We start from the raw sequence: 26,338 nt of genomic DNA on the forward strand, positions 1-26,338 counted from the left end.
GCTCTCGTAGACATACAGCCGCCCAATCCGCACGCTCGTCGCTCTCCCGCCACGCCCGAACTCGCTCCGCCTATTGGGCTTCTGTCGCCGTTGTCCTCGTCATGCGTGCCCTCATGCGCCGGACGCGGCGGCCCGGGAGCAACGGCGCTTCATGCAGCGCTCACAGCTATCGGGAGCGCCAACAGGGGGGCATGGCGACCGGGACGTGCTCAAATGCGCGATTTCGCACAAAAATCAGTTCGAGAATAGCTGAAGCTTGCCTTCGTCAGCCAGCGTCGCTTAAATGGATCGCTGGGTATGGCACCAGCGGAATTAAGCCGAGCCGGCAAAGATCCGGCGCTCGATGAACTGCGCGAGATCTATGTTAGGGGAGACGTTGTCCTATTTGTCGGCGCAGGGATGTCGATCGCTGCGGGGCTACCGTCCCGAAAGCGACTGATTGCCGATCTCGTTGAGCGCGCTCGATGTCGCGGCGTGGAGGAGGCCGCGCTTGCCGAAATCTCCGAACTTGCTCGAAAATGTGAGCTCGTCGATGCGCTGTCAGCAGCTAAGGTGTGCCTTGGTCCTGCTGAGTTCGGGCTCGCAATTGAGCGAGCTTTCGATGAGCAGCATATCGACCGGCTCCCACCGCTGGCCCACGCCATCGGCGCACTCCGTCCCCGTCTTCGCGCTGCGCTAACCACGAATCTCGACTGCCTTCTCGAGCAAGCCTTTCTAGGCGCTTGGCCAGCAGTCGCCCGCGCCACGCCGGATCTTGCCCGGCGGCGGCGCATCATTATCAAAGTCCATGGAACGCTCGTGGAGCGTTCAACATGGGTTTTGACCCGAGAGGAGTACGAGCGCGCCATGCACGCCGACGAGCGACTCAGGCAGGCGTTGGCGGCCCTCTTCAATGCGACGACGCTGGTCTTCGTGGGATATCAGCTCGATGACGACGAATTCGATGCGATCCTCAACCGCATCCATGCGATTGTGAGCGAGCAGCCGTCAAGGCATTTTGCGATAGTGCCCGCCGACGAAGTGCGGCCCTATCGCCGCACGATGTTAGAAAATGCCGGTGTTCGCCTGATTGCCTACAACAACGCGGACGGCGAACACCGTGAGCTGGTGAGAATCCTCTGGGAACTCTCGGGTACCGCTGGCCACACAGACGAGCACGCAGAACCCAGCCACGATGCAGAGGACGCGCCGTGTCCATTTCCGGGCCTCAGGTTCTTCGATCAGGACCACGCTCGGTTCTTTCTAGGCCGTGATTACGAGATCTCCGAAGCTACGCAAAAGCTCGGCGACACACTCGACGGTTACCGACGCTGGCTTCAGATTGAGGGGCCCACCGGGGCCGGAAAATCCTCGCTAGCGAGAGCGGGTCTCGTCCCTGCGATTGTGGAGAAGGGCTGGATCGCGAACGCGCCGGGAACCTGGCGGGTTGCGGTTTGTCGGCCGGGGCAGGATCCGGTGTCGTCGCTAGCCCACGCCGTCTACAATGCGCTGCGGGATCACCTGCCGCTTGACGTCTGGTCGCTTGACCGGCTCGTTAATGATTTTCGTGGCTCGGGGACTGCCCTTTCCAACTTCGTTCGTGAGAATCTGCCGAAGGGCCAAGGAATCTTGCTCGTCGTGGATCAGCTTGAAGAGGCGTTCACAATTGCTCCGCCTGAGCCCCGCGCGCAGTTCGATTCATTGCTCGCTATGGCTATCCAGGATACTGACGGGGCACTCTATCTCGTTACTACGATTCGTAGCGATTTCATGGGACGTTTTCGAGACCTTCCAGGGATGGAGTCGATTCTTAACGCCAGCGCAGCCCGCTATCACCTCAAGACGATGCAGCGGCCCGGGCTACGCGTGGCCATCGAGAAGCCGGCAAGACTCTCAGGTCTAGAGTGGGAATCAGGGCTCGTGGAGCGAATCCTTGACGATGCGTCGAAAACCGAGGGCAATTTGCCTCTGGTCGCGCACGTCCTCCAGGCAGTTTGGGCCAAGCGGCGAGGCAAGCTCCTGCTGCACGCGACGTATGACGAGCTTGGCGGGCTCGCGGGCGCACTGACAAGCAGCGCGGATGCGGTCTTGGATGGACTTGGTAAAGAAGGACGAGAGCGGGCGCGAAAAATATTGCTTCGGCTGGTGAAGAGCGAACGTGGCGCAGAAGACACCCGGCAGACGGTAACTCGCAAAAACGTGCTTATTGCCGCGGGCGGGGACGAACTGGCCGAACGTGTGCTCGCGAGGCTATCCGGCGGGCGAGTCTCAAGCCAGCCAGAGGAAGCGGAAGTGCCTGTGCGTCTAGTGGTGGTGAGTGGGACGGACGCGCCGGAGGCCGAGGATGCCGTCGATCTGGTTCATGAAGCCTTGATTCGGCGATGGGAGACACTGAAGAAATGGATCGAGGAGCACCGCAAGGCGCTAGAGAGCAGGGATGATCTCGAGGCTGCGGCAAATCGGTGGATATCAGCAGGTTCACCCCCAGACGGGCTCCCTAGCGGTGGTCAGCTTGCGTATTTCAAGGGGGCAGTTGACGCTGATGCGCGTGCCCAGGATTTTCTGAAATCGGCCGTCGCGCAGGAACGACGTCGGCGCCTGATGGATCGGTCGATGCTCACGGGTGCAATTGTAGGCGCGGCCGTGGCCACCATCGCGGCTGCATTTGCCATGAAACAACGAAACGAGTCGATTGCTCAGCGGACACTGGCGGAGCAACGGCTTTCTGATACCGTAGAAACGGTTGAAAATTGGGCTGATATGTTGGTTGCTGGGTTGCGGCCATACCCAGCAAACGACGCCATGGTCGAGCGCATACTGAAAAATACATCAGATTTGAATGGGGCGCTTCGGTCAGAGTCAGCGGGCGACCCGGCCGCATGGCGGTTCAGGGCGATATTGCACATGTTTCGTGGCAACAGAGCGTATGCGCGTCAAGATTATGAGCTGGCGCGCATGGAGTTTGCTGCGGGGTTAAATACGGTTCTTCAGATACGGGAGTCGAATCGCACGCGGTCGGATAATGATTCTATAGCATCTGCTTACGTTCGGCTTGGTAATGCCACGGAGCGGTTGGGCGATTTTGGGAGCGCAGCGTCGCACTACGAGAGGGGCCGGGAGATGCTTGGGCCAGTCGGCGACGCTGGTTCACTCGACGAAATGCGCCTGGATATGTTGGTTGAAATCTGTTGGGGGCTTGGAAATGTGGCGGCCGGGCTTGGGCGTGAGGATGATGCGCGGTTAAGTTACTTGGAGGGGTTGAAACTGGCTGGTATTGAGGTTAACAAATTTCCGAATCCGACGTCGCAGTCGAATCTGATCGGTTCTCATCTGCTGCTTCTCAAGCTTGGTAAGGATGCGGGGGATGAGGCGTTGTTTCGAGAGCACATTGAGGAGCTTTGGCGCATTTACGATCGTCGGGACAGTGAGGGGCATCTTTACGACCACGGTAATGTGTCTCATCTCAAGAGGATTCTTGATGCGTTTGACTGAGTGTGCAGTTGTGGGTTGTTGCTAGGACGACAAACATCTTGAAGATCGTCTAGTTCCGATAGGTTATCACTACTGCGGGAAGTTGCCCCGGATCGGCAGAAAAGCCGCCATGGCGCCAAGGTCGCCAAGGGGAGAAGAGGAAGTGCCGTCCCGGCATTCCCCCCTCCCATTTCCCTGGTTTCTTGGCGCCCTTGGCGTCATGGCGGTTCGCTTCCCCCTCCGACTTCCCGCAGTCGTGTTATGCCGCCTCCTGGATGAGCCGCTGGGCGGCCTCGAGATTCTGGATGGCGGCTGCGCGCCGGAGGTCGAACAGGTTTCTCCTGGCGCCGATGTAGCGCGCCCTGTGTCCTTTCCGCGCCGCGATGTGGGCGAGCGCATGCTCCACAGCCGTGCGCTGCCGGAGCACGGCGCGTCCTGGCCCGGTCTGCTGCAGCTTCCGGAACTTGCGCTGCAGCGCTTCGTCCTCGGCGATGGACACGGTTCGGCCTCGTCCCGACGCGGCTTGGGTGCATTGGGATGTAGCCGCTCCGCAGACCGCGTTTTCCCCCTGGCCAGATTCGGTTGCACGCTACGCGACGCCAGATGAGGGCCGTGCGCTCGCCGAGCGAAGAGGAGCGAGCTATGCCAGGGAGCAGGGAGCTGGTGCAGCTGCGTGCAGAGCTGTCGAGGTATCGAGAGCAGAAGAGCCGTGGGAAGTACCCGAGCGAGCTGCGGGAGCGAGCCGAGGCGTACGCCAAGGCGCGCTCCCGCTCGGGGGCGACGCCGACCGAGATCGCCACGGAGCTCGGTGTCCACAAGATGACTGCCGACCGATGGGTGGCTGACGGTGAGCGCGCAGACGAGGGGGCGTTGCCAAGAGCCCCCAGAGCGGCTCTTGTAATTGACGTCGCATTCGTCGGCGAAACGCCGCTCGCGCATCGCTGTCGGCCCGTTCGTGCCCCGTGGGCGCGAAATCCAGGTTCAGTCGATGCGGAGGGGGAGGCGGTCATCGCCGTCGAGGACCGCGTGGTAGCGAGCGAGAGCGTCGTCGAGCCGATCGAGGTGGTGGAGCACGATGTCGGCGGCGTAGAGGCGAGGGCAGAGCGGATCCGGGTCGCCCGGGGGTAGCCGACCCCGGACTACCCGACTAGCATCGTTTCTACCCCCCTTGCCGGCGCGTGTGTAAAACAAGACGGATCCGCGCGGATGCCCGCCGCGCTGGAGGAGCGGCGACAGGCCCCGTGGCCGGTCAATTCTTGCAGCAGAGCGCGCCGGCCGTGGTGTTGCCCGCGCAGCCGCCGAAGTAGCGGTTCTTGGTGCTGTCGCCGTGGCCGCAGTTGACCCAGTTGCACTTGTTCCCCTCGGGGTCGACGCCGTCGGGGGAGCACACGCGCATGGGGGTAGTGGCGCCGCAGCTCATGCCGGTCGGCGCCGCGGAGCAGCTCCCCGAGCCCACGCCGGTGTACTTGAGGTTGTCGTCGGTCCAGTAGTGGTGCTTCGGCGCCTCGGCGTTCGTGGAGCCGTAGCCGTTCTTCTCGACGAACTCCGCGGCGCTGCACACGTGATAGCCGGTCTTGCACAGGTCCGCGCGGTCGGGGTAGGTCACGCTGCCGGCGCAGCCGAACATCTCGTCGTCCCAGAAGCGCTGCACCCCCGTGACGAGGTCCGGGTCGTCCTTGCACCCGCCCGTGGTCCGCGCGTAGGCGGGCTGGCTCGCCATCCAGGTGACGACGTTCTCGTTGGCCGTCCCCGCGTCCGGGCCGCCGTTCGCGAACGAGAGATAGGCGATGTCGAGCTCGGGGTAGACGCAGATCTTGGACCGCATGCCCGTGATCGAGCCTGAGTGGCACAGGCCGGTATACTGGATGCCGCCGCTCGTCCAGCGGGGGCCTGAGCTCCATCCGTAGTTGTAGCTCGAGAAGTCCAGCGCGTGGACGCTCGTGAAGGCAGGCGAGGTGTCGCGCATGTGGGCGATGGCGTAGCGGGCCCAGTCGAGGATGTTGAAGGCGAACCCGCCCGAGCCGGGCGCGACGGCCCAGGGGTCCACGTCCGGATCGAGCACCGAGTGGGGCGTCCCCGCCTCGTTGTGGCCCCAGACGAACTTCCCGGCGGCCAGATAGGGGTGCGTGGGGTTGAAGAAATACGGATTCCAGTAGGCCCTCTGCGCCGCGGTGCCGTTGATCGAGCCGCTCTGCGCGAGGAAGAACGCCTGGGAGGTCTGGTAGGTGGCCCCGAAGCCGTGCGCGTCGATGAGCTTCTCTCTGGCGTAGTCGATGAACGCCATGCCGGCCCACTGGTCGATGACCGCCTGCGCGATGGTGAAGTTCGCGTTTTCGTAGCGGTACACCCCGATGGTGTCGCTGCAGTCGGCGAGGAGCCCCGTGGCGTTCCCGCCGACGGGGATGGAAGGCCCCCTCACGTACTCCTTCAGCACCTGCTGGTGCGTCTTGCTCTTCCAGCCGGCGCTGTAATCGGGGTGGCTGTACAGCTGGTTGTCGACCGTGGTGTCGCCCACCTCGTAGCTGCAGGCGATGCCAGAGCGGTGCGCGACGAGCTGCCGCAGCGTCACGCTCTTGCGCGCGGCGGGCTTGATGTACTCCTTGCCCGGCTCGGTGGCCCAGGGGAGCGCCTCGGCGAGCGTGGTGTCCCAGTCGAGGGCGGGGCTCTCTTCGATGAGGATCGAGAGCAGCGTGGCGGTCATGCTCTTGGTGTTGGAGCCGATGTTGAAGATCATGTCTTCGGTCATCGGGGTCTGCTCCGGGAGCTTCGCGAAGCCGGCCGCCCCGAGCGCGACGATGTGCTTGCCCTTGACGACCGCGGCGATCATGCCCGGCGTGAGCGCGCCCGGGGCCGGGTAGCCCGTGTAGTCATCGAGCTTCCAGGCGAGGTCGTCGTGCGCCGCGTTCACGAGAGGCGGCGGGGTCGCGGCGATGAAATCGAGGCGGTCCGAGGACGCCTGGACGCGCTCCTCGGAGGCCGTTTGCTCGATCTCCGGCTGGGGGTCTGCGCACCCCACGAGCGAGGGGGCGACGCCAAAGCACGCTGCGATCCATCGATTGAGCTTCATGGGTTCTTCCTTCGTTCTGGGCAGGGCGGAGGATGCGCTTCAGCGGCGCTCCTGCCGGAGCGCGCGCGACAGCGCGGCTCCTCGGGGCTCCTCGGGGCTCCTCGGGGCTCCTCGGGGCTCCTCGGGGCTCCTCGGGGCTCCTCGGGGCGTTTGCAACCGAGAGGCCACTCCGCTCAAGGCCGGGATCGCGGGGCTCCGAGGGGCGCTGTCACGCGGCCATGACGGCCGGCTGTCACGCGGTCATGACACCGCAACGCCGCCGCACCACCGCGTGGGGGGCTCTGGCGGCGAGCGGCGCGCGCGGCTCAGCGCGGCATCACGCTTGCCGCGTCAGCTCATCCACACCACGTCCACGGCGCGGCGGGCGATGCCGCACGCTGTGGCGTGAAGGAGGTCCCTTTGAATACGTTGTTGAACCAGCGTCGCTCTTCCAGGCCGCGGCGCCGAGGCGGGTGAGGGGTGCCGAGCAGCTCAGCGCCCGCTCGCGTGCGCGATGGTCTCGATCATGCGCGGGATGGCCACGGAGATGAGGATCCCCAGGTTCGCCCGCTTGTTGTCCACCAGCATGCCCTGGAGCAGCGTCCCGTGGTTGAGCACCACCACGGTGTGGTTGCCCGCCATGTCGAGCAGGTAATATCGCCCCAGCGGAGGGAAGTTCGAGTCGCGCAGCGAGCTGTCCAGCTCCTCGGTGATGCGCGTGAAGAGGGCCACCGCCACCGGCTGCTGGTTGAAGCCGGCGAGCGACAGGCCCGCCGAGCGCTCCCAGATGTCGGTGGCCAGCAGCCCGTCGCGGAGGATGTTGCGGAGATCATGGACTGCGGCCTCGAGGACTTTGGTGTCGATCATCGTGCTTCCGTCGCTCCTGGGCGCGCGCGCCCGCATTGAAAACCCGGATGTACTACAGCCCGCGCAATGTCGTCGCGAGCGCCTCTTTCAGCTGCTCGAACGACCGCGTGGAGAGAGCCTCGTCGCCCACGGTGCCGAGGCAGAAGCCGCCGCGCGCCGTGCGCGCCTCGACCCAGGACATCATCTGCGCGCCCAGCCAGAGCGCGCCCGCCGTGGCGTCGATGCCGGGGATGGAGCGGACGCCGACCAGCGCCGAGAGCAGCGGCCCCACGAGGGACACGTGCGCCTCGGAGATGCCGTGCGCCGCCAGCGTGAGGCCGTTGTCGTCGGCCACGAAGGCGCCCACGCACGGGTGGTGATCGAGCGTCCAGGCGACGAGCACGTCGAGCCGATCGGCCGGGTTGTCGGAGGTCTGAACGAGGCGCGGCACCTCCTTCACCTGCTTCACCTCCTTGGGCGCGGCCTTCGCCGGCACGGGCGCCGCCTTCCCCGGCGCGCCGGCGCGCGCTGCCCCCATAGCGGTCACGAGCGTCGCGGACTCTCGCGACCGCGGCACGCTCACCCGCTCGAGCAGCGAGGTCACCCGCTGCGCGTCAGTCCACGAGACGGATCGGACCGTCATCCTCGCCTCCTGCGTTGGAGCCCAGGCGCTCCTCGATCTCGGCCACCAGCTTGTCGAACACCGCGGAGACCGCCGGAGGGCGGCGGCTGAGCAGGCCGAGCGGCACGCCTGCGCGGCTCGCCTGGAGGAACGTGCTGTCGCGCGGGACCGCGGTGTCGAAGACCTGATCGCGGTAGAGGGACCACAGCTCCTCCAGCGAGGCCAGGAGCACCGGATCGCGGAACGAGCTCATGGTGCCGACCACGCCGAGCAGGGAGCAGGCGGAGCCGATGTCGCGGAGCCGCGCCAGGAGCTCGAGCAGCCGGGGCATGGCCCGCAGCGCGAGCGGCTCGCACTGCGCGACGGCGATGACGCTGTCCACCTCTTCCAGCGCGATGCGCGACATCCCGCCGAGCCCCGCCGGCGTGTCGAAGAGGACGAGGTCGAAGTCGCGCTGGCTGTGCTCCAGGATGCGCCCCACGATGTTGGCCTCGCGCGCGTTGATGGCGAAGCGATCCTCGTCGAGCGCGTCGACGGGGCCCATGGGCAAGAGGCAGAGCTCCGGGAGCCGGGTCTTCACCAGACCCTCGAGCGGGGGGCCGCCTCGCGCGAGGTTCGCGGCCAGGCCGGGCCGGTCGCTGACGCCGTCGAGCGACATGCCGATGGCGCCCTGCAGATCCGTGTCGACGAGCAGGGTCCGCGCGCCTCGGCGCGCGAAGGCGAAGGCGCAGTTGAGCGCCACGGTGGTCTTTCCGACTCCGCCCTTGAGGCTGGCGAATGCGATGGATCGGGTCATCTTGGGTATCCGAGCTTGCGTAGCTGTTCCAGGTTAGCGCGCACGAGGCTGGATGCGGGGTCGAGCGCCGAGAGGTCGATGAGGACGCAGGCCGCCTCGCTGTAGCTGCGTTCCATCAAGAGGCGCCGCGCGTCGGCGTTGAGCTGCTTGATGCGGGCCGCGCGCTGCTCCGGCGAGATGAGCGCGATCTCGATCCGCCTCGACGAGATCGGCGGCGGCGCCTCCACGCTGCCCTCGTCGATCCGGCGCAGCGAGTCGAGCACCAGCTCCGCCAGATCCTTGAAGATGGTGCGCTCCTTCGTCGAGCCGACGGCCGGGGTGACGCGCACCCGCATCTCGGGGCGGATGAGCCGCGCGAACGCCTCCTCGCCCACGCCGAGGCCGTCGAACGCCGTCCATACCTGGCCGCGCCGCACCTCGATCAGACCCACGTCGGCGCTCGCGTCGCTGACCACGAGGACGTGCGACTCGCCGGACATGCAGATCATCTGCAAGAAGTCGACGGGCACGAAGTTCATCCCGATCGGCGCCGACTGGGCGCCCGCGGCGTGCGCCATGAGGATGAGCGTCTCCTCGGCGATGGGCCACGTCACCCGCGTGGTGCCCGCCGCTCCCGGGACCTCCACGCCATCGTTGACGGCGAGCACCAGCCGCGCCGTGCGGCGGAGGAGCTGCGCGACGGCGTCCTCCGGCCCACCCGGGAGCGACGGCGCATAGATGATCAGCTCCGCGCTCTGCACGCCGTCGAGGGCTTGATCGAGCTCCTCCCAGGTCGCGGCGCCGAGGGCGCTCACCGGCGCCTGCCCGGCGATGACGCGGATGCACCGCATGCGCTCGCGCAGATCGGGAACAGCGACCACGACGATGGCCATCAGCCTCCGGTGTCGCGCCGCACTCGGCGCAGCATGACCGACGACGCCGTATCGTTCGGGCGCATGCGCGCGCACGCCTCGAACGCCTCGACCGCAGCGTCGTAGCGGCGCTGCACGAACGCGGCGGTGCCGCGGGCGAACGCCTCGCGGTAGAGCCGATCCTCCTCGGTCTCGTACACCCGTGGCGTGAACGGCGCGCTTGCGGGGGGAGCTGGCGCGCTCGCGGGGGGAGATGGCGCGCTCGCGGGGGGAGCTTCCGGCGATCGCCGCTCCAGACCGCGCTCCGGCATGGTCGGCGGCCCCGGATCGGCGCCGGGCTCGGACGGCAGCGTGTCCAGCGGCGGCCGGAAGGAGACCGACGGCCGGTCGCTGAACGGCGACGCCACGTCCCTCCCCGTGTAGAGGCCGACCAGCACCTGCAGCGTGCGGAGCCGCCCGAGCGGGCACATTTGAATGATGTCGTCGAACGTCGAGGAGCCGTCGATGTACCGCGCCACCAAGAGCGCGTCGGGCGAGCGACCCGCCGACACCGGGATGGGCCCCGCCACCTGATCGAGGCCGCCGAGCCGCTTGGCGTAGGCGCCGGCGAGGAACTCTTTGATCCGCTCGATGCTCGCCTGCAGCTCCCGATCGCCGGGCGACTCCGCGCGCGCCCGGTACAGCACCGCCAGCGCCTCCTCGTAGCGCTTCTCACGGACCAGCCGCACGATCTCCGCCCGCATGGGCGCGCTCTTCGGGACCGCGCGGCTCTCGGGTTCCACCATCAGAGCTGAGTCGAGTTGGTCTTTCACGGCACAGCCGGCAAGTTACATGCCTCGACCGCCGGCATTCAAGCTGTTTGGCTGAACCTTCGCGGCGGCCGTCCTCGGTCCGCGCCGTCGATACCGGCGCGCCATCGTGACCGGCTCGTCATCGTTCAGGTACGCGCGTGTGGGACCAACCAGCATCCCACCAGAACACGGGGAGCCGCGACATGCGCCCCATGGAAAGGCGGGGGAGACATGGGACGGGGCAATGCCCGCGGCCCGCTTCCACATTCGGGCCATTGAGTCGCCACGTAGTCTCGGGCGTCCCGCAGGATCAATCGTCAGCCAATCGCGAACGTCGCAAGCCGTATCGCACCCCAGCGCCGGTTCGCCCACCGGCCGCCGTTTCAAATTTGAATGGTGACCCCAAGATTGTGGGTGCAAATTACACCGGGCGTGCGCTACAGTGGATGCACCGGCTGGACGCACCCCACAGCGTTGCAGAAACGTCTGAGGTGGTTCGTGGAAAATTCCAGTAATCGCGCTCGGGATGCAGCGCGAGGGGGCGCAGGATTTCAACCGAGGTGAGGTCCAGCAGCAACGTCCATGCTCGGTGCGCCGTGATCTTGTCTTGAGGCCTCAGGCACTCACGGCGCTTGGTTCACGCAAACAGAGGGATTGTTCAACCAACTGACACCCACAGCCGAAAAGGAGATCGCTCATGCGGCAGGTCTTGCGGCACATCTTCGAGAAGAAGCAGGCATACGCTCGTCTACCCCTGTTCGAGCACATGCGTAACGAACTGCTCGATCCGAGCGAGCGGCTCGCGTTCTATCCATGCATGGCGTACTTCATCCTGAGCTTCGGTGATCTGAACAAATTCGTATTACGGGAGGAGCACGCCGCGGACAATTATCAAGAGATGGTCAACGCCCACACGCGCGAGGACGACCATCACTGGCCGTGGTACCTGGAGGATCTGTCCAAGCTCGGCCACGACGTCGAGGGCCGGAGCACGGACCTGCTGAACTTCCTCTGGGGTGAGGAGACGATACAGAATCGGATCCTCACCGCGCGGCTCACCGCGCTCATCAAGGGCACGACGGGCCTCGAGCGGCTCGTCATCATCGAGGCGATCGAAGAGACCGGCAACGTGCTCTTCGGGGCGATGCTTCCCCTGGCGGAGGCCCTGGAGAAGCGCCTTGGCACGCAGCTGCGCTACTGCGGCTCGTTCCATTTCGAGCGCGAGTCGGGCCACGCGGTGAACGCCGACCACGCCGAGCTCGCGCGCATCCCGCTCGACGCCGAGACGCGCGCGCGGTACATCGCGCTCGCGGACGAGGTGTTCACGATATTCGAGCCGTGGACACACGAGCTCTTGCGCTATGCCCTCGCGCACCCCGTGAGCGCCCCCGTGGCCGACCCCGAGACGGACGGCGTGAGCCAGGTGATGACCCGGTCGTCGGTGCTCGCCGCGTGAATCAGCGCGGTTGAAGCCTGTCGGGGCGCGCCGCCCCCTTTACGGGACCCACCCCCCGGCGCTCGTCATGCGACGAGCTCTCTGCACGAGACGCTGACGCACGTCTTGCCCCGACAGCGGTCGCCGACCGCGCGAGCGGCGGCATGCCCACCTGTTCTCGTCTCGCGCTCGACCATGGCGACGCAGACGACTGTCTCCGCCCTTACCGGTCTTCCCGACGGTGATGACGCGCGGCGCGGCGTCCCGCTTGCCGCGCCGGCTCGTCCACACCACATCCACCACCCGCATGGCTCCAGAACGCAAGACCCACCGCTCCCTCACCGTCGCCGGGCTCATCCTGGCCCTCGCCATGGCCGCCCTCGAATCGACCGTCGTCGCCACCGCCATGCCCACGGTGATCGGCGATCTCGGCGGGATTCACCAGTACGCCTGGGTCACCACCGCCTACCTGCTCACCTCGTCGGTGCTGGTGCCCATCTGCGGCAAGCTGTCGGACATCTACGGCCGCAAGCCGATCATGCTCTTCGGCATCGCCGTCTTCCTGCTCGGCTCGATCGCGAGCGGCCTGGCGCAAACGATGCCGCAGCTCATCGCCTTCCGCGCCCTCCAGGGGGCCGGCGCCGGGGCGATGCAGCCGATGGCGATGACCATCTCGGGCGACATCTTCGATCTCAAGGAGCGCGCGCGGATCCAGGGCGTCTTCGGGGCCGCCTGGGGGCTGTTCGGCATCATCGGCCCGATGGTGGGCGGGCTCATCGTGCACTACTTCTCGTGGCGCTGGGTCTTCTACATCAACATCCCGTTCGGCGTTGCGTCCGTCGCGCTCGTGGCGACCTCGTTCCACGAGCGCATCGACAGGCGGCCTCACGCGCTCGATTTCCTCGGCGCGGCGCTCCTGTCCGCCGGCGTGGTCGCGCTGCTGCTCGCCACGGGGAGGCTCGGCGGGGAGACGACGCTGCTCGCGGCGGTCGCGTCGGCGGCGCTGTTCGCCGCGTTCTTCGCGGTCGAGCGCCGGGCCCCCGAGCCGATGATCCCGCTGCCGCTCTTCCGGCGCCCGGTGATGCTCATCTCCAACGTGGCCGGCGCGATCCTCGGCGGCGCGATGATGGGCACGATCACGTTCGTGCCGCTCTTCGTGCAGGGCGTGCTCCGCGGCACCCCGACGGACGCCGGCAGCGCCATCGCGCCGATGCTCATCGGCTGGCCGGTCGCGAGCGCCATCGGCGGGCGGCTCATCCCCCGGGTCGGGTTCCGCCCGCTCATCTGGATCGGCCTCGGCGTCACGGCGACGGCGGGGCTCGCGCTCGCGCTCGGCGGGGCGCACGACACGCCGCTGATGCTCCGCGCGACGACGCTGGTCTTCGGCGTGGGCATGGGGCTGTCCAACGTCGCGCTGCTCATCGCGGTGCAGAGCAGCGTCGCGTGGGATCAGCGGGGGATCGCCACCGCGAGCACGATGTTCTCCCGGCTGCTCGGCGGCGTTGTGGCGGTGGGCATCATGGGCGGCGTGCTGACGGCCCAGCTCGCGAAGGACCCGTCGATCCCCGCGGACGCCGCGAGCCGGCTCCTGACGGCGGAGGGGGCGCGCGGCCTCGATCCGTCGATCCTCCAGCACCTCGGGGAGGCGCTCACGGCCGGCCTGACCACGGTGTTCTGGATCATCGCGGCCATGGGCGTCACCGGCTTCATCGCGGCGCTGTGGTTCCCCCGTGTGCCGCTCCAGGCCGATGGGGGAGACGCGGCCGTCGCGCCGCCGAGCGGGGCCGGCGTCGGGTGAGGCGACCCGCCTGCGTCGACAAGTAGAGCGCGATGATGGCATGTCGGGTCCTTTCGATGGGACCTCCACGCATGGATCCGCGGGTGCTCGGGCGGCACCGGGGAAGCGCCGAAGTACTTGTTCTTCCTCCAGATCCCTGCGGCCGCGGCCGTGAACAAGCAGCATTGCGAGGATCACGACGCCATCGTCCCCGCGGGCGCGGCTACCGGGGCGCGCGGTATCTCGCCACGACGGCGGTGATGTCGTCATCGGGGCTCGAGCACCAGCTCTCGACCTCGCCGAGGATCCGGTCGCGGATCACCTCGACGGGCGCGGACTGGGCGGCCTCGATCGCGGCGCAGAGCCGCTCCAGCCCGAACTGCTCCTGGTGGACGTTGCGGGCCTCCGTCACCCCGTCGCTGTAGAGCACGAGGACGTCCCCGTCCTCCAGGAAGAGCTCGGAATCCCGGGTCATCGCGTCGATCGCGGGGAACACGCCGACCCAGACCCCGGTGCTCGGGATGCACATGCAGCGCCGCGTGCGCGCCGAGCAAACGATGATGTCGTCGTGCGCTCCCGCGAACGTCACACGGCCGCTCCGCTCGTACCGCAAGAGCAGCAGCGTCGCGTGTTCGTCCCGCGTCAGGCGACCGCGGACGTTCTTGTAGGTCACCCCGACATCACCGCACCGTGATGTTGGGTCTGGGGGGCTCCCTCATGCCGTCGCCGATGTGGAAGCTGGTGTGCGGCGGCTGGTTGTAGGTCGCGTTTTGCGCCGACACGTTGGCACGGTACTGCGGATCGTGCATCAGCGTGTAGATGCGGCGTTTCGTGATCTGATCGGTGGTGTAGATGCGCAGGCTGTTGCCGCACAGGAACACGACCTCCTCGCGCCAGTCGCCGAACAGATCCGCGCTGAGCGTCGGCACCGATTTGGTGCCGTTGATCGAGGTGCAGCCGTTCGCGGTGAAGCCCCGACCTTCGCCGTCGAAGTTCGTGACGGTGTTGCCGTCGAGTAGCTCGCGGCTCTCGTCGCCGTCCCACCAGATCAGGAAGTTCACCTGGCGAGGACGGGAGCCGATGTTGCGACCGCTCTCCGCATTGAACAGGCCGGCGGTGTTGGTCCAGGCCTCACCTCCCGGGTTATCGGGGGAGATGTCGTCGGCAGCGCCGCGGCCCGGCCCCTCGCCGTCGCTGTTCGGGCCGCGCCACAGGATCTCGCAGGTCTCCGCATCTCGGAGGAAGTAAGAGGGCACGCCGTTCTGTTCGGTCGGCTGGAACACCTCGAGCCCGGGGCGTGAGGGGACCAGGTCGGTGATGTGGAGCGCGTCGCCGTGCGCGCCGAAATTGACGGCGCACTTGCCCTTGCCGTCGGGGCCGATCGTCGCGCCACCAGGGATGATCTCCTGCCTCAAGTCGCCGTCCGTATCCGCTGCCATGACGCTGTGAGTGCCCTTGCTGGCGTAGGCACCGTTGCCGTTCGCGGACGAATCGAAGCTCCACATCAGGCTCAGCTTGCCGTCGCGGTAGTTGTACGCTCCGAACGTCGTTCGGGCGTAGTAGCCCCGCTGCATGACGACGCTCGGCTGGCCGGAGTCGTCGAGGAACGCCAGCGTGGCGTTGTAGCGATCCGAGCGGTTGCCGTTGTTGTCGCCGAAGCTGCCGCTCGTGATGGGGGCGTGGTACCCGATGGTCGCGAGCTCCGAGCCGTCGACGCCGCTGAAGATCGTGAGATATTCCGGCCCGCTCAAGATCTTGCCCGCCCCGTTGCGATAGTCTCGCGAGTCGTCATCGTCGGCGGCGGGACCGGTGTGCAGGAACGCTCCCTTCCCATCGCGCGTGCCAGGAGCGGTCTTGATGGCGATCTCAGCGCGACCATCGCCGTCCAGATCGTACACGACGAAGGGCGTGGTGTGCTCGCTCTCGCGGATGTTGATGCCCAGGTCGATGCGCCACAAGAAGGTGCCGTCGGTGTCGTAGGCCGCGAATTTTGGCTGGCCGGTGCGGCCGTCTTGCGACGGATCGCGCGGGGTGTCCTGCTCCTTGACCACGAGCTCGTAGTCGCCGTCGCCGTCGAGATCGCCGGGAGAGGCGTCTCCGGCTTCGTAATTGTCGGGCGTTTTGAGCGGGATGGTCAGATAGTTCTGCTGCCACGTGGGGGTGCCTGCGTCCCCGTCGCGCGTGTTGGCCGAGTCGCCCTGCTCGACGCCATCGATCACGGCGCGGACGGTGTACTTCGCGCCTCCGGGCGCCCCCGAGTCGAGGTAGTTGGTCGAGTCGGTGATGGGAGCGTCGTTCACCTTGGTGCCGTCGCGGTAGACGTTGAACCCGATCCCGGGATCCTCGTAGCCCATCAACCGCCAGCTGATGAAGTTGCCCTCGCCCGAGCGCACGGCCACCACGCCGCGGCACAGGTCCTCCAGCTTGACGTGGCCAGTCGCGGCGGCCGGTGTCACGCCGCAGATTGACTCGCCTGGACTGTCGGTGCCACCCGCGCCGGTTGCTCCTCCGCCCGACGCGCTGCTGGAAGTCTGGCCGGACGCGCTGCTGGAAGTCTGGCCGGACGCGCTGCTGGAAGTCTGGCCGGACGCGCCGCTGGAAGTCTGGCCGGACGCGCCGCTGGAAGTCTGGCCGGACGCGCCGCCTGCACTCTGACCGCCACCCGAGCCGTCATCGCCCGATTCGGGCCCGCTGCACGCACTCAGGGCTCCCACTACGACCAGGGCCATGGTCCCATAGGTAATGTCTCTCATTGTAGTACTCGCCTTTCAAGCCAATCGAGGAAAAGCCAAAAGCCGACGCCGACGCTGCCGGAGCGTGGGGTGCGTGAGCTGGTCACGGATCACTCCGCGATCGCGGGGCCGCTGAGCCGCCGCGAAGGAACGTCCGAGATCACCGTTTCCAGAACTCGATGGGTATGTGGGACGAGGTGCTGGCTTTCGGTCACGACTCTGAGGTGCCCACTCGCATTTTTTTTCGCGCATCCCGGAGGAGCCGCGGGGGTGGAATTTTCTGGTCGAGCGGAACAGTCTAGGAGACGAGGCGAGCACGGCTGCCGTGCTAAGGAAGGCTCGTAGCCGGAGGCGAGCTACCAGCAGAGCCTCTGCACGTATCGGCGTGGTTGCCCTCGTACTTGGCCCAGCTGGCGTCGGTCGTGAGCCCCGCCAGAGCTGGGCGATGGGCAGGCAGGCGCTGATCCCCTGGGCCGGCGCGGGGGCGATGGCAGCCCAACAACGTTCTTTCGTCCGCACAGCGGCATCTCGCGGCGTCGCTCGGATTCCTCCGATCGCCGCGCCAGCGCCATGGCTGAGTCACCGGTCGCCCCGCCGAGCGAACTTCAGCGCACGCACCTCGCCCAGGCTGCCGTGAAGTAGTTCCACTTGCCGCTGGCGCCGGCGTTGAACCCGGTGAAGCCGTCGTCGAAGTTGAGCGCCCACGCCGCCGACGCGTTCCGCGCGGCCGCGTGGGAGCCCCAGTACCAGTCGTTGCTCCGGGCGCCGTACTGCGTGTCGGGGAACATCGTCCGGTGGATCGAGGGCGCGACCAGCGCCTCGTCGACGAGGGTCGCCAGCTCCCGGATGCTCGGCAAGCGCCAGGCGTGGTCGTTCAGATCGAGCGTCGCACAATAGCTCTTCGCCTCCTCCCACGTCATCGTGGTCGGTGAATACCCCTGCTGCCAGACGAGCCCTGTGTAGTTGTCTCTCACCTCTCCTTGGGACACGACGGTGTACTGGTCGGGCGGCGCCACGGCCGGGCTGCTCGGCGCCTCCCCCGCGCCGTTGCCCCGCACGCAGCGCAGGCTCGCCGCAGTCGCCTTGGAGTAGGCGTTGCTGACGATCCCGTCGCTGACGTTGAAGGCCCAGGCGAAGTCGCGATCGCGCCCGGCGCCGGCCTGCCGGATCGTGAGGATCCAATCGGACGACGTCTTGTGGAAGCCCCCCCGGGCTCCCGGGAACGCGGTCCTGTCGATGGCCGGGCTCCGGGTGAAGTCCACGAGCGAGGTCATCTCGATGCGCGTGGGCAGACGCCAGTCGGAGAACCCGCCGAGCGTCAGAGAGTCGCAGTAGCTGATCGCCTGGTCCCACGTGTACACGTCCGCGGGAGGGCTCTGCTGCCAGTCGAGGCACGTGACGTCGTCGTGCACCACGCCGCCGCCGAGATCGGTGTAGCTCGCGGGGTTGGGCAGGCCGCTGCCCGCCGGATTCGGCATCGGCCAGCACGCCCACTTGTGCGAGCCGCACGTGGCGGCCCTGCCGCAGGTGTCGGTCGCTCCGCCCGCGCCGCCGGCGCCGCCGCTCGCTCCCGGCGCTCCGCCGTCCCCTGGCCCGCCTCCGCCCGCGGCCCCCGTCCCGCCGCCGCCCGAGTCGCCGCCGCTCTCCACGGGCACGAGCTCGATGTAATCGACCTTCAGGTCATAGCCCCGCGCGGAGGAGTTCTTGCCCGTGACCTGGAACGAGAATTCGACACTGCCGGAGAGCGCCTTCTCCCCGAGCGTCGCCGTCGTCCAGCTGTCGCCCGTGGACGAGCTGTAGGCGTCGAGGCTCCCCACCGTCGCGCCGGCCACGTTGACGTCGTACTTGCCGTATACGTTCCGCTTGGCGTAGCGGAGGACGAGCCTGTACGTGCCGGCCTCGACCGGCTTCGAGAACTTGAAGAAGTCGCCGCTCTGGCTGGCACGGAGCTTCACGTTGCCCGAGTTGGTCTCGATCCTGTCTCCGGCGGAGATTGACCACGACTGCGCCTCGGCCTCGACCCTGACGGCGCTGAGCGCGTCGTTCCGCGAGTCCACGTCCATGGCGTGCGCGTCCGCGGAGCCGTCGTCCGTCGCGACGCAGCCGACGAGGCCGATCGACAGCAATGCACCGGAAGCGTAAGCGTGCTTGAAGTTCATGGTTTCACCATTCAATGATTCAAGTCGATCCGAGGCCGAGCTGCTCGTTGAAGGTCGTCCGACAGTGCAGGCTCGCTGCGCTCCGGCTCGACCAGCACTCCACCGCGCGGTTCACCAGAGACACGATACGACGCGCGGACCACACGGTCACCTCAGCTCCTTCCTCTCGTGGTCCAGGTGAGCCGAGGCGCCCAGGATCAATCACGGGTCCTTTGTCTTTTTTGGGGGCTTCACCAGCCGATCGCTCAGGAAGGTACTTTTGCGCTGAGAAACGATGAAGATTTACATGCACCGGCGGCCAGGAGGGGCGAGGTCGCCTGATGCACGCGGCTGAGGAGGGATGGACACACCGGCGCTGCTCGGGCGCCGTTCGAGGTGGGCCATGCTTCACGCGCTTGCACAAGGAGGCGGAGCAGCCGGCGCGCATCGATCGGATGGCGTCGGGCTGCCCCGCTGGCTGTCGTCGCCGAGCGTGTTGGCGTCCGCGACCCGTAGGTACCTCGTTCGCCTCGACTATGCCAATCTCTGTCTTGCCGACGATACCCCCGAGTTTGCGGCGGTCGAGGGGCGCGTCCGCGCACTGCTCGACGAGCCCGCGCGCTGACGCCCCGTCGAGCATCACGATCCTCCTCGACGCGCTGCTCGGGGCTGATCTCCTGGACGACCCAGGGGGCCGATGTCGTGCGCGCCCATGCCGGGATCGGCCGCGTCTTCCGCTTCGCACCAGTACGCCTGGGTCACCATCGCCTACCTGCTCACCTCGTCGGTGCTGGTGCCCATCTGCGGCAAGCTATCGGACATCTACGGTCGCAACCCGATCCTGCTCTTCGGCGTCGCCGTCTTCCTGATCGGCTCGATCGCCAGCGGCGCCGCGAGCCGGCTCCTGAGGGCGGAGGGGGCGCGCGGCCTCGATCCGTCGATCCTTCAGCACCTCGCGCCGCCGAGCGAGGCCGGCGTCGGGTGAGGCGCCCCGCCCTCGTCGGCAGGGACGGGGGCTCGATCCAGCGGGCATGGGCGCGTATGAACGGGGGTAGATGAGGTGGCGGTCCCGGGAGATCACGGTGGCGTGGGGGCTCTGGCTCGCGCTCGGCGGGGCGGGGTGCGAGGACCAGCGCTTCGTCATCGGCGTGTTCGCGCCAGGGCAGGGCGGGGGAGGGGGCGTGCCGGAGCGGCCGAGGTTCGAGGCGCCGGCGGCGATGACGGAGCTCAACAGCAGCGAAAGGGAAGAGGACCCGACCCTCACGGACGATCTGCTCGAGATCTATTTCATGTCCGATCGCGAGGGGAACCGGGACATCTGGACGTCGCGGCGGGCAGGGGTGGGCTCGCCCTGGGAGCCGCCGCACGCCGTGGAGAACATCAACCTGGCCGAGAGCATCGAGGATACCCCCTGCGTCTCCGGGGATGGGCTCCGGATCTGGTTCTACAGCAGGCGCGAGCCGGAGGGCACCTGGCTGGCCGAGCGCGCCAGCCGGGACGACCCGTGGGGAACGCCAGCGCACGTGGACGCCCTCGCCGTCGAGGGCGCCACGGTGATGGGCGCTCACGTCGATCCCCCAGGGCTCCACGTCGTGACCGGCGTCACGCCCGCGGACGCGGAGACGTACCTCGCGATCGCGTCGCGCGAACGCCCGGAGGACGACTGGAGCGCGCTCGTCCCGCTCGCCGGGCTGGACGGCCCAGGCGACGAGGGCGGCCCGTTCCTGTTCGACGACGGCAAGCAGATCCTGTTCCGATCGAGCCGCGAGGGCGGAGGAGACCTGTTCTGGGCGCGACGGCCGTCGACCGACGCGGCCTTCGAAGAGGCGGAGTCGCTCGGTGAGCCGCTGAACCTTCCCGAAGAGCGCGACACCGATCCACACCTCTCGCCCGACGGGGCCGTCCTGTTCTTCGCGTCGACGCGGAGCGGGGTGGCCGACATCTACGAAGCTCGGCGCGTCGCACGATGATTCGCGGCATCGCCGTCTCGGTGCAAAATTTCTGCGAAGACGGTTTTTGGCGCCCCACGAGAAGCTCGAGCAACCCATGATTGTTCGTGGGCGCTCCGGCCCACGTGGGAGAGCGGGGCGACTCGTCCCGGAGGACATCGAGCCGACCCCATGGCCAGCACCTCGACGGATGATCCGCCCATGGAGCCTCAGGAGTTCAAGATGCGTCTCACGCTTTGCCGGTCACGGCGACGACAGGTGTCCTCGCCCACGTCGAGCCTCCTGATCGGCGTCGTCGCAACGCTCGCGGGCTGCAGCACGGAGCCCTCGGCGCAGGGCTCCGGCTCAGGCGGCCAGGACAGCGGCGCCACCGGCGCGGGCGGCACGACCACCGCTTCCGCCACCACGGCGAGCAGCGGCGCGGGAGGCCATCCGAGCGCGACGGCCGGGGTGGGGGGCGCCGGCGGGAGCGGCGGCGCGGGTGGCAGCGGCGACGCCGGAGGCAGCGGCGGCGCCGGCGGCAGCGGCGGCGCCGGCGGCAGCGGCGGCGGCGCGGGAGGGGCCGCGGACAGGTGCGCCGATGCCCTCTACGACCCGGCGAGCCCGCCAGAGGCGCTGCCCCTGTCCGGGAACCTGGGGACCCACGACCCGGCCATCATCCAGGCGGGCGACCGCTACTACCTGTTCCAGACGGGGGACAGGCTCCCGATGAAGAGCTCGTCGAACCTCACCACGTGGCAGGCCGCAGGTCGGGTGTTCGACGCGAAGCCCGCCTGGCTGGAAGAGAAGGTCCCGGGCGTGAGCGACCTGTGGGCGCCCGATATCTCGCGCTTCGGCGACACCTACCATCTCTACTACTCCGCCTCCACGTTCGGCAGCAACCGGTCGTGCATCGGGCACGCGACGAAGGCATCGCTCGACTCGGCAGGTCCCTGGACGGACCGCGGCGCCGCCATCTGCTCCAACGACGGCGGGGCGCGGGACGACTGGAACGCGATCGATCCCAACGTCGCGATGGATGAGGAGGGGACGCCGTGGCTCGTGTTCGGGAGCTTCTGGGGCGGTATCAAGATGGTGAAACTCGCCCCGTCGGGGGAGCGGGCCGACAAGGAGCTCCACGCCCTCGCCGCCCGCCCCGACGCGCGCGGGGCGCTCGAGGCGCCCTTCATCGTCCGGCGCTGCGGCTTCTATTACCTGTTCGTCTCGTTCGACGCCTGCTGCCGTGGGACGGACAGCACGTACAAGATCGCCGTCGGTCGTTCGACGAGCATCACAGGCCCGTACGTCGACAAGAAGGGGACACCGATGATGTCCGGCGGCGGCAGCATCCTCGTGGAAGGAGGCTCCCGCTGGCGAGGGCCCGGGCACAATGCCGTGCTGTTCTCCGGCGATCGCTCTTACAACATCTATCACGCCTACGACGCGCAATCGAACGGCGCCCCCACGCTGCGGATCTCCGATCTGGCGTGGGACACCGACGGCTGGCCGCGCTCCGGAGGGCCCTAGTCGCGCCACCTCCGCCGGGCTCCGCGCTGCGCGCCCTGATGATCGGCACTCATGGACTCCACCATCGTCGCCAGAATGCGAAAGCCCGTGACTGACCTCCACGCGCCGCCGGAGGGAGCGCCTCCGCGGGCCGACGAGCTGCTCGGCCTCGCGCGCGCCGCCGCCGCGCGCGATCCGGCGGCGATCCGCACGCTCATCACCGAGCTCGGCGGCGCCATGTTGCGGAGCGTCCGGAAGGTGCTCGGCCCGCATCACCCCGACGTCGAGGACGTGACCCAGGAAGCCGTGCTCGCGCTGCTCCAGGCGCTGCCGTCCTTTCGCGCGGAGTGCACCGTGCTCCACTTCGCCAACCGGATCGCCGTGATGACCGCGCTGGGCGCGCGCCGGCGCCTCAGCGTGCGCGCGCGCTTCGACGAGCCGGGCGCGCCGATCGACGTGGCCCCGGACGAGAGCGGCGCGTCGCCGTTCGCCGAGGCGGTCTCGAGCCGGCGGCGTAAGATGGTGCTAGAGGTGCTCGACAGGATGCCCGAGGCGACCGCGGAGGCGCTGGCCCTCCATTTCGTGCTTGGCTACACGGTCGACGAGATCGCGGCGCTGGCCCGCGTCTCTCCGAACACGGTCTGGAGTCGGCTCCGGCTCGGCAAGGAGGCGCTGCGGCGCGCGCTCGCCAACAACGCGAAGCTGGCCGAGCTCTTCCTGGGGAGGGAGACATGACCGCCGACTGTCGGAGCGAGCTCCTCACGCGGGTGCGCCGCGGCGTCGCGACCGAGCCGGACCGGCTCGCCCTCGACGCCCACCTCGGCACCTGCGCGTCGTGCCGGATCAGCTGGGTGCTCGCGCTGGACTTCGACGCCGCGGGCGCGGCGGAGCCCGGGGACGCAGAGCTCCTCGCGCGCATCGCGAACGCCGCGATCGGCGGGGCCGTGATCGACCTGCCGTGCGAGGGAGCGCCGGCGCGGCGGCGGCGCGCAGGAGCGCTCGCGCGGCAGCGGCGCGAAGGCGCGCCGGTGCGGCTCGCGAGCGCGCCCGTGCGGCCCGACAACGACGTCCGGCGCGGAGACGACGGCGCTCGACCGCGGAGCCTCCTCGCGGGGCGGCGCTGGGCCGGACGGACGCGGAGCGCCTGGCTCTGCGCCGCGGCGGCCGTCCTCGTCGCCGGGGTGTCGCTCGCGACCTCGGCGCTCGTCCAGCCGCGCCCGGCAGCGGAGATGGGGCCGGGCGCCCGCCTGGTCGAGCCCTCGCTGCGCGCGGCGGTGTCCCGTGCGCGCGCTGCCGCGTCCTCCGCGGCCGCTCCGTCCGAGGGCGAGGCCGCGCCGGCGCCCACCGAAACGGCGCCGCCGGAGCTCGCGCCGGCCGCCCCGAGGCCGCGCGAGGCCGAGCGCGGGCCGAGCGCGGCGGCGTCCTCGCCGGGCGCTTCTCCGACCGCCTCGACGGCGGAGCAGCTGTTCCGGGAGGCCAACGACGCGCGGCGCGCCGGCCGCTCCCGGCGCGCCATCGAGCTCTACCGTGCGCTCCAGAAGGGGTTCGCGTCGTCGCCCGAGGCCACGCTCTCCCTCGTGTCGCTTGGCGGCCTGCTCCTCCACAACGGCTCGCCTGCCGCGGCGCTCGCGCAGTTCGATCGGTACCTCGGCGTCGCCGGGTCGCGCCCGCTCGCGGTCGAGGCGCTCTATGGCCGCGGGCGCGCCCTGCGGGCGCTCGGGCGCGCCGGCGACGAGGCGCAGACCTGGCGGCGCCTGCTCCGGGAGCACCCGGGCTCGCCGTACGTCGAGCACGCCCGCCGCCGCCTCGCCGAGCTCGGAGGGTGATCACGGAGCGAGCGCCGATCTGGCTCGGGTTCGCCGCGGCGATCGCGCTCTCCGCGGCGCGCGCCACGGCCATGGAGGAGGGGCCTTCGGCGGCGCCCGCGTCGCCCGGCGCGCCGGTGGTGGAGATCGTGCTGACGGGCCCCGCGCCGAACCTCGGCGCGATCCGGGCGGCGCTCGAATCCCAGGCGCTCTCCGCGTTCGCGCTCCGGTTCCGGGTCGCGCCGACGTTCGACGCGGCGGCGCTCTTCGCTGCGCGGGCCTCCTCCGGCGTGGCCCTCTCCTGCTGGATCGACGTGAGCGACCCGCGCCGCGCCGCGCTCTACTTCACCGATCCCGTGGCCGATCGCTTCCTGGTGCGCTCGATCGAGCTCTCGGGCGGCTTCGACGAGCTCGATCGCGAGTCCGTGGCCCAGGTCGTGGAGCTCTCGCTGCGGTCGCTGCGCGGGGGCGCGCGCGCGTCGCTCGATCGGGAACAGGCGCGCGCGCTCGTCCTCCGCCAGGCGGCGCCGCCGGGCAACCCGCCGGGCCAGGCGGCGCCGGCGGGCAACCCGCCGGGCCGGGCAGCGCCGCCGGGCAACGCGCCGGGCCAGGCGGCGCCGGCGCTGCGCGGCGCGCTGGAGCTCGGGGCGTTCTACGGCGTCACGGTGCACTCGGCGGAGATCGGCTGGACGCACGGCCCTGGCGTTCGCGTCGCGCTCGGCGCGAGCTCGGGGCGGCAGCGGCTCGCCCTCGACGCGCGCATCCAGTACCAGTTCGAGCGCCGCTTCGAGGAGCCGCGCATCGGCCTCGATCTCCGCACGATAGCGCTCCGCGCGGACGCCTCCTGGCTCTACGCCCTCACGCCCGGCGCGGCGCTGCTGGAGCTCGGCGCGCGGCTCGGCGCGGGCCTCGATCATGTCGAGGCGGCGCCGCGGCCAGGCAGCGCTGGGGCGCCGTCGTTCGTCCCCGCCGGGGCGAGCGCCTCGAACGCGCTCGTGCTCGTGGCCGGCGCCGTCGCCAAGCTGCCGCTGAGCCGCGATGTCCGGCTGTTCACGGAGCTCTTCGTCGAGCTCGATCCCGCGCGCGTCCGCTACGATCTCGCGCTCGAGCAGGGGACCGAGACCGTCTTTACGCGGTACCGTTTCCGGCCTGGCGTGCTGCTCGGCGTCGAGCTCTGACGGCGCCCCGTTGGCCTGGCGTCGAGCCGAGGAACGGTCGTTCTCATGAAAATTTGCGCTTTGACGCGACGGCCCGGGCGCCCGCGAGAAAATCGAACGACGCGTGATTGATCGCAGCCGCCTCGGCGCACGTGGGGAGGACAGCGCGGCGCTTTGTCATCGCTTCGCGCGCTCTTCACCCCCGCTGGCCACGTACGTCCCTCCGGGCACGCACCCGACGCGTGCTCGCCGTGCACTGTTTTCCTGCAGGAGCTCGTCATGCGAATTCGGCCTATCTTCATGACCGTCGTGCTTCATTCTTTCGTCGCCGGCATCGGCTTCGCGTCGGGGGGTTGCAGCTCGGGAGACCCCGACGATCACCCCGCCACGCAGACCACAGGCGGCGGCGGTGGCGGCGGTAGCAGCACCAGCACCAGCGCAAGCACGAGCGCCAGCAGCGGTGCGGGCGGTGCGAGCAGCGCTTCCGGCTCCAGCGCCACGGGTGTGGGCGGCGCGGGAGAGGGTGGCGGCGGCGGCGCGGCCGGAGGGACGACGAGCGCTTCAGGCGGCTCGGAAGGCGGCGGCGGGAGCGCCGAGCTGCCCGACGTCACGGTGTACATCGCCGGCGACTCGACCGTTCAGACCTACGTGAACAGCGCCCTTCACCAGGCGGGCTGGGGCCAGATGCTGGGGGAGTTCTTCGACGAGCGGGTGCGCGTCGACAACCGGGCCATCGGCGGCCGGACCGCGCGCCGGTACATCGACGAGGGCCGCCTCGACGACGTCCTCGAGGACATCCAGAGCGGAGACTACTTCCTCGTGCAGTTCGGCACGAACGACAGCAACAAGACCGCGACGTACGAGCTCGACGGCAAGACCATTCCCTATTACCTGGACCCCGCGACGGACTTCAAATCGTACCTCGAGCAGTACATCACGGGCGCGCAGGCGCGCGCCGCGACGCCGGTGCTGGTCACCCCGCCCCCGCGGCGATCGTGCTCCGGGGACAGCCACGAATTCGGCAACGGCCTGGCCGCCCATTCGCAGGCGATGCGCGAGCTCGGAGACGAGCTGGACGTGGCCGTCATCGATCTCAACGCGAAGACGCTCGCTCACCTGAACTCGATCGGGTGCGTGGCGGCGGGCGAGGACTTCTTCCTCGTCCGGGCGGACAAGTCGGTCGACGGCACCCATTTCAACGAGACCGGCGCCCGGGTCATGGCGGGCCTGGTGGCCGACGGCACCGAGGACGCCGGCCTGACGCTCGCGCAGTACCGGAAGTGACGGGACCGGCGCGCCTGTCGAGCTCGCGGCATCGACCTGAAGCATCCTCTCCAATCTCGGAAATATTCACAGGGAGGCGGGGAGACGGGGAGACGGGGAGACGGGGAGACGGGGAATAAAATCCCATGAACCTCCCCGTCTCCCCGCCTCCCTGTTCAATCTCTTCTTTTGATA

At 68.7% G+C, this 26,338-nt stretch carries 20 protein-coding genes and 2 pseudogenes; 12 read left to right on the plus strand and 10 right to left on the minus strand.

Annotation, left to right across the window (positions count from 1 at the left end):
- Positions 1–297 precede the first annotated feature (297 nt).
- Complete coding sequence (locus tag WME95_RS08385) at positions 298–3,471, plus strand: SIR2 family NAD-dependent protein deacylase (protein WP_437907892.1); 3,174 nt, start codon at positions 298–300, stop codon at positions 3,469–3,471.
- 238 nt (positions 3,472–3,709) lie between these two features.
- Here the strand turns inward: WME95_RS08385 and WME95_RS08390 are convergent.
- A pseudogene (locus WME95_RS08390) lies at positions 3,710–3,985 on the minus strand (transposase); the annotation flags it as partial.
- Positions 3,986–4,053: 68 nt separating this feature from the next.
- Between WME95_RS08390 and WME95_RS08395 the strand changes: the two are divergent.
- On the plus strand, positions 4,054–4,578 hold the full coding sequence (locus WME95_RS08395; protein ID WP_437907893.1) for a helix-turn-helix domain-containing protein: 525 nt from the start codon (positions 4,054–4,056) through the stop codon (positions 4,576–4,578).
- Between the two features lie 121 nt (positions 4,579–4,699).
- On the opposite strand, the gene WME95_RS08400 is transcribed toward WME95_RS08395, so the two are convergent.
- From WME95_RS08400 to WME95_RS08425, 6 genes are all read right to left on the minus strand, one after another.
- Entirely contained in the window at positions 4,700–6,517 is a 1,818-nt protein-coding gene (locus WME95_RS08400) for a serine hydrolase domain-containing protein (protein ID WP_437907895.1), read from the minus strand.
- A 471-nt stretch (positions 6,518–6,988) separates the two neighbouring features.
- Positions 6,989–7,363, minus strand: coding sequence for a hypothetical protein (locus WME95_RS08405; RefSeq protein WP_437907897.1), 375 nt, complete (start codon positions 7,361–7,363; stop codon positions 6,989–6,991).
- A gap of 52 nt (positions 7,364–7,415) precedes the next feature.
- On the minus strand, positions 7,416–7,985 hold the full coding sequence (locus tag WME95_RS08410) for a hypothetical protein (RefSeq protein WP_437907898.1): 570 nt from the start codon (positions 7,983–7,985) through the stop codon (positions 7,416–7,418).
- On the minus strand, positions 7,957–8,760 hold the full coding sequence (locus WME95_RS08415; RefSeq protein WP_437550767.1) for a ParA family protein: 804 nt from the start codon (positions 8,758–8,760) through the stop codon (positions 7,957–7,959). Before WME95_RS08415 ends, WME95_RS08410 begins: the two co-directional genes overlap by 29 nt.
- Positions 8,757–9,632 (minus strand): DUF4388 domain-containing protein, encoded by an 876-nt coding sequence (locus WME95_RS08420; protein WP_437907899.1) that lies wholly within the window; start codon positions 9,630–9,632, stop codon positions 8,757–8,759. Before WME95_RS08420 ends, WME95_RS08415 begins: the two co-directional genes overlap by 4 nt.
- Positions 9,632–10,396: a TRP-like protein gene (locus WME95_RS08425; protein ID WP_437907900.1), complete on the minus strand. Its 765-nt coding sequence runs from the start codon at positions 10,394–10,396 to the stop codon at positions 9,632–9,634. The genes WME95_RS08420 and WME95_RS08425 overlap by 1 nt, the downstream gene beginning before the upstream one ends.
- A gap of 703 nt (positions 10,397–11,099) precedes the next feature.
- On the opposite strand from WME95_RS08425, the gene WME95_RS08430 reads away from it, so the two are divergent.
- The gene (locus WME95_RS08430; protein ID WP_437907901.1) at positions 11,100–11,858 is read left to right on the plus strand and encodes a hypothetical protein; all 759 of its coding nucleotides are present in this window, start codon (positions 11,100–11,102) and stop codon (positions 11,856–11,858) included.
- Positions 11,859–12,144: 286 nt separating this feature from the next.
- Positions 12,145–13,635: an MDR family MFS transporter gene (locus WME95_RS08435; protein ID WP_437907902.1), complete on the plus strand. Its 1,491-nt coding sequence runs from the start codon at positions 12,145–12,147 to the stop codon at positions 13,633–13,635.
- Positions 13,636–13,837: 202 nt separating this feature from the next.
- On the opposite strand, the pseudogene WME95_RS08440 reads toward WME95_RS08435, so the two are convergent.
- From WME95_RS08440 to WME95_RS08450, 3 genes and pseudogenes are all read right to left on the minus strand, one after another.
- A pseudogene (locus tag WME95_RS08440) lies at positions 13,838–14,281 on the minus strand (PP2C family protein-serine/threonine phosphatase); the annotation flags it as partial.
- Positions 14,282–14,294: 13 nt separating this feature from the next.
- On the minus strand, positions 14,295–16,343 hold the full coding sequence (locus tag WME95_RS08445; RefSeq protein WP_437907903.1) for a rhamnogalacturonan lyase: 2,049 nt from the start codon (positions 16,341–16,343) through the stop codon (positions 14,295–14,297).
- Positions 16,344–16,951: 608 nt separating this feature from the next.
- Complete coding sequence (locus tag WME95_RS08450; RefSeq protein WP_437907904.1) at positions 16,952–18,505, minus strand: Lcl domain-containing protein; 1,554 nt, start codon at positions 18,503–18,505, stop codon at positions 16,952–16,954.
- Between the two features lie 382 nt (positions 18,506–18,887).
- Here WME95_RS08450 and WME95_RS08455 point away from each other — a divergent pair, with 382 nt between their 5' ends.
- The 8 genes from WME95_RS08455 to WME95_RS08490 all read left to right on the plus strand — a co-directional run bounded on the left by WME95_RS08455 (position 18,888) and on the right by WME95_RS08490 (position 26,164).
- Positions 18,888–19,109, plus strand: a complete 222-nt coding sequence (locus WME95_RS08455) for a hypothetical protein (protein ID WP_437907905.1) — start codon at positions 18,888–18,890, stop codon at positions 19,107–19,109.
- An 87-nt stretch (positions 19,110–19,196) separates the two neighbouring features.
- Positions 19,197–19,469, plus strand: a complete 273-nt coding sequence (locus tag WME95_RS08460; RefSeq protein ID WP_437907907.1) for an MFS transporter — start codon at positions 19,197–19,199, stop codon at positions 19,467–19,469.
- A gap of 70 nt (positions 19,470–19,539) precedes the next feature.
- Positions 19,540–20,454 carry a hypothetical protein gene (locus WME95_RS08465; RefSeq protein WP_437907908.1) on the plus strand — a complete coding sequence of 305 codons (915 nt, stop codon included), beginning with the start codon at positions 19,540–19,542 and terminating at the stop codon, positions 20,452–20,454.
- Positions 20,455–20,691: 237 nt separating this feature from the next.
- The gene (locus WME95_RS08470; protein ID WP_437907909.1) at positions 20,692–21,939 is read left to right on the plus strand and encodes an arabinan endo-1,5-alpha-L-arabinosidase; all 1,248 of its coding nucleotides are present in this window, start codon (positions 20,692–20,694) and stop codon (positions 21,937–21,939) included.
- 87 nt (positions 21,940–22,026) lie between these two features.
- Positions 22,027–22,653: an RNA polymerase sigma factor gene (locus WME95_RS08475; protein ID WP_437907910.1), complete on the plus strand. Its 627-nt coding sequence runs from the start codon at positions 22,027–22,029 to the stop codon at positions 22,651–22,653.
- Complete coding sequence (locus tag WME95_RS08480) at positions 22,650–23,744, plus strand: tetratricopeptide repeat protein (RefSeq protein ID WP_437907911.1); 1,095 nt, start codon at positions 22,650–22,652, stop codon at positions 23,742–23,744. Before WME95_RS08475 ends, WME95_RS08480 begins: the two co-directional genes overlap by 4 nt.
- Complete coding sequence (locus WME95_RS08485; protein WP_437907912.1) at positions 23,741–24,901, plus strand: hypothetical protein; 1,161 nt, start codon at positions 23,741–23,743, stop codon at positions 24,899–24,901. The genes WME95_RS08480 and WME95_RS08485 overlap by 4 nt, the downstream gene beginning before the upstream one ends.
- A gap of 258 nt (positions 24,902–25,159) precedes the next feature.
- The gene (locus tag WME95_RS08490) at positions 25,160–26,164 is read left to right on the plus strand and encodes a rhamnogalacturonan acetylesterase (protein ID WP_437907913.1); all 1,005 of its coding nucleotides are present in this window, start codon (positions 25,160–25,162) and stop codon (positions 26,162–26,164) included.
- The last annotated feature ends 174 nt before the right edge of the window (positions 26,165–26,338 follow it).

It is taken from the genome of Sorangium sp. So ce327, assembly GCF_051530205.1.
In the GTDB taxonomy this organism is placed as follows: Bacteria; Myxococcota_A; Polyangia; order Polyangiales; family Polyangiaceae; genus Sorangium; species Sorangium cellulosum_B.